Here is a 2,225-nt window from a genome sequence, read left to right as displayed (position 1 = left end):
GCGCCGGTGGTCCCATAACTGGCAATCCAGGTGGTCCCATCCACATGGCAAAAATCAGCTCACAGCGGTCCCTTCACCGTGGCAAATGACACGAGTCCCGGTCAACCAAGCTCGCACCGGCGAGAGTACGTCCCCATCCGAATCGACCTCTGTCACCAGATCGGCAATGGTGATCTCACGCAGCGATGCGCGCCAGGCGCTGTCGGCCGCGTACATCGCCCGCGCGATCGGGCAGGGGCGGGTGCAGTCGCTCGGCGAGGCTGCCAACGGGCCGCGCTGTCGGATCTCTGTGCATGTGAACGACGACTGGGGCGCATCGCGAGCCACTATCCCGTGGCGCCCTAGGGGCATGGGAACCGTCCAACGGTCCAGCTCCTCGCGGGCTGGTTTCTGAACACAGGCCGATGCGCGTCTGACGTACTGGCCGCGGGCGACGCGATCGTGTTTACGGTTGCGATCGAGGCAGGGCAGCTATGAGGTCACCTCGTAGCGTCGGCCGGGCTCAGACGGTCGTCGAGCTGACAGAACCGTCGCCGCGCCATAGTCGAATCAGCCATCGCGACCGGCTCAACCGCCACGTGGCCGCGCCGACGATCGGAACGATCCACACGACGCCAAGCCATGTCACGCTGCGTCGCAGGCCGAGATGACGACTGATGACGTCGACTGTCGCAAACATCGCCAGAGTGCTCCAGACGGAAAACAGGACGAGCATCGCGAAGGCGAAGTAGAACGGCCGGTTGAAGTCCGCGCTGCACGCAGCATCGCGCGCACATTCGGACAGTCCGGCCTCAGCTAGCAGCACAGCCCACAATCTATCCGTCGCCAGCGACTGGGCGGAAGTATTGACCGTCCCGGCCGTCGCGAACAGGCCGTGGTGGGGTGACCTCGTACCGCTGGCGGGCTCCCTCTAACGGTAGTTGGCATGAGGGGATGATTGGCACCTCGATGAGGCTGGGGGAGAACGGTTCTCGGCGATGTCTGACGTAAGGCTTGTTGGTCGCGATCCAAGGATTCGACTGTCGGACCTTCATGAGTCGGGGATCGATCAGTCGGAGTAGCGGGGCACGACGGCGAACACCTCGATGTCGCGCGGTACCCCCTTGGCGCGGAATCGCCGGCGACGAGTGGCATACCGATCGGCGCCGGCGGCCTCCACGGTCGCTCCGCTGGCCAACAGCTCACCGGCTCCCGCGGCTGCCGCGACCCGAGCGGCGACGTTCACATCGACACCGAGGAAATCGTCACCGACCGCCCGCGGTTCGCCGGTGTGGAGACCGGCTCGCAGCTGTGGCCGGTAGCCCCCGACCGTCAGGGCACTCACGGCGACGATCACCTCGTGACCGGCCTCGATCGCCTCGACACCGTCGACGAACACGGCCATCGTCCCGTCGCCGAGATGTTTGACGATGCGTCCGCCGCGGCTGCGCACGATGTTCTCGGTGACGTCGTTGACGTCGCGCAGGAGTCGGAGGACCTGGTCGTCTCCGGCATGCAGGGCCCACGTCGAGAATCCGACGAGATCGGTGAACAAGATGGTGGCGGGGACTGGGGTGCGATCGGATCGACGACGTCGTGTGGTCACCAACGCCTGCCACACCTGGACCGATGCGAGGCCGAGCTCTCGTATGGCACTGGGTTTCTCGGGCCGGGACTCGCTGATGAGGCGTGCCACGCGGTCGGATGCACGCGGCCCGGTGATCGGGTTCTCGTTGTGCGGGATCAGATCTCGTGCGGCGCGAGCCGCCTTGACGACCCCGGCGCTGGAGTCGGTGCGGGCCAGCAGGTCGGCCATCCGGCGCCCGGGTCCGGGACGGTCGGGATCGTCGCGTCGGGCGGGAAGCCGGTCGCCCCGACGACGGGTCGACCCACCGGTCCTATCGTTCGCTGCGGAGGGTTCGTCCGGGCCGTCCGCGGCGGATGTCGCATCGTCGTCGGTCGGACCGGGATCCGGGAGACCGTCGCGGTCGCGATCACGTGTCGAGTCGTCGGCTCCGGTCACGCCTTGAGTCTAGTGGCCCCGCTCATCGCGAGACCGACACCGCCGCGTCATCGGTGACACCGGCTGGCCTGATGCATCTGATGCAATATGCAGTGTTCTACTTGACATAATGTATCTTATCGGCACAGAACAAGGCTGAGTAGAAACAGATGAGAGGACTCGACCCAGTCCATCTCGAGTAGCCGTGCAGGTTGCGCCAGTGCGTGCGGCGTGCCGTCGCTCG

The 2,225-nt window shown here is 66.0% G+C and carries 2 protein-coding genes; both read right to left on the bottom strand.

Annotation, left to right across the window (positions count from 1 at the left end; translation table 11 throughout):
- Nucleotides 1-502: 502 nt before the first annotated feature.
- Nucleotides 503-814: a hypothetical protein gene (locus tag ABIC25_RS24900; protein ID WP_239399009.1), complete on the bottom strand. Its 312-nt coding sequence runs from the start codon at nt 812-814 to the stop codon at nt 503-505.
- A gap of 234 nt (nt 815-1,048) precedes the next feature.
- Nucleotides 1,049-2,002, bottom strand: a complete 954-nt coding sequence (locus tag ABIC25_RS24895; protein ID WP_354563586.1) for an adenylate/guanylate cyclase domain-containing protein — start codon at nt 2,000-2,002, stop codon at nt 1,049-1,051.
- Nucleotides 2,003-2,225: the final 223 nt, after the last annotated feature.

Source organism: Gordonia sp. PvP123, from assembly GCF_040547295.1.
GTDB classification, from domain to species: Bacteria; Actinomycetota; Actinomycetes; order Mycobacteriales; family Mycobacteriaceae; genus Gordonia; species Gordonia terrae.
This window is presented reverse-complemented; position numbering and strand designations above follow the sequence as displayed.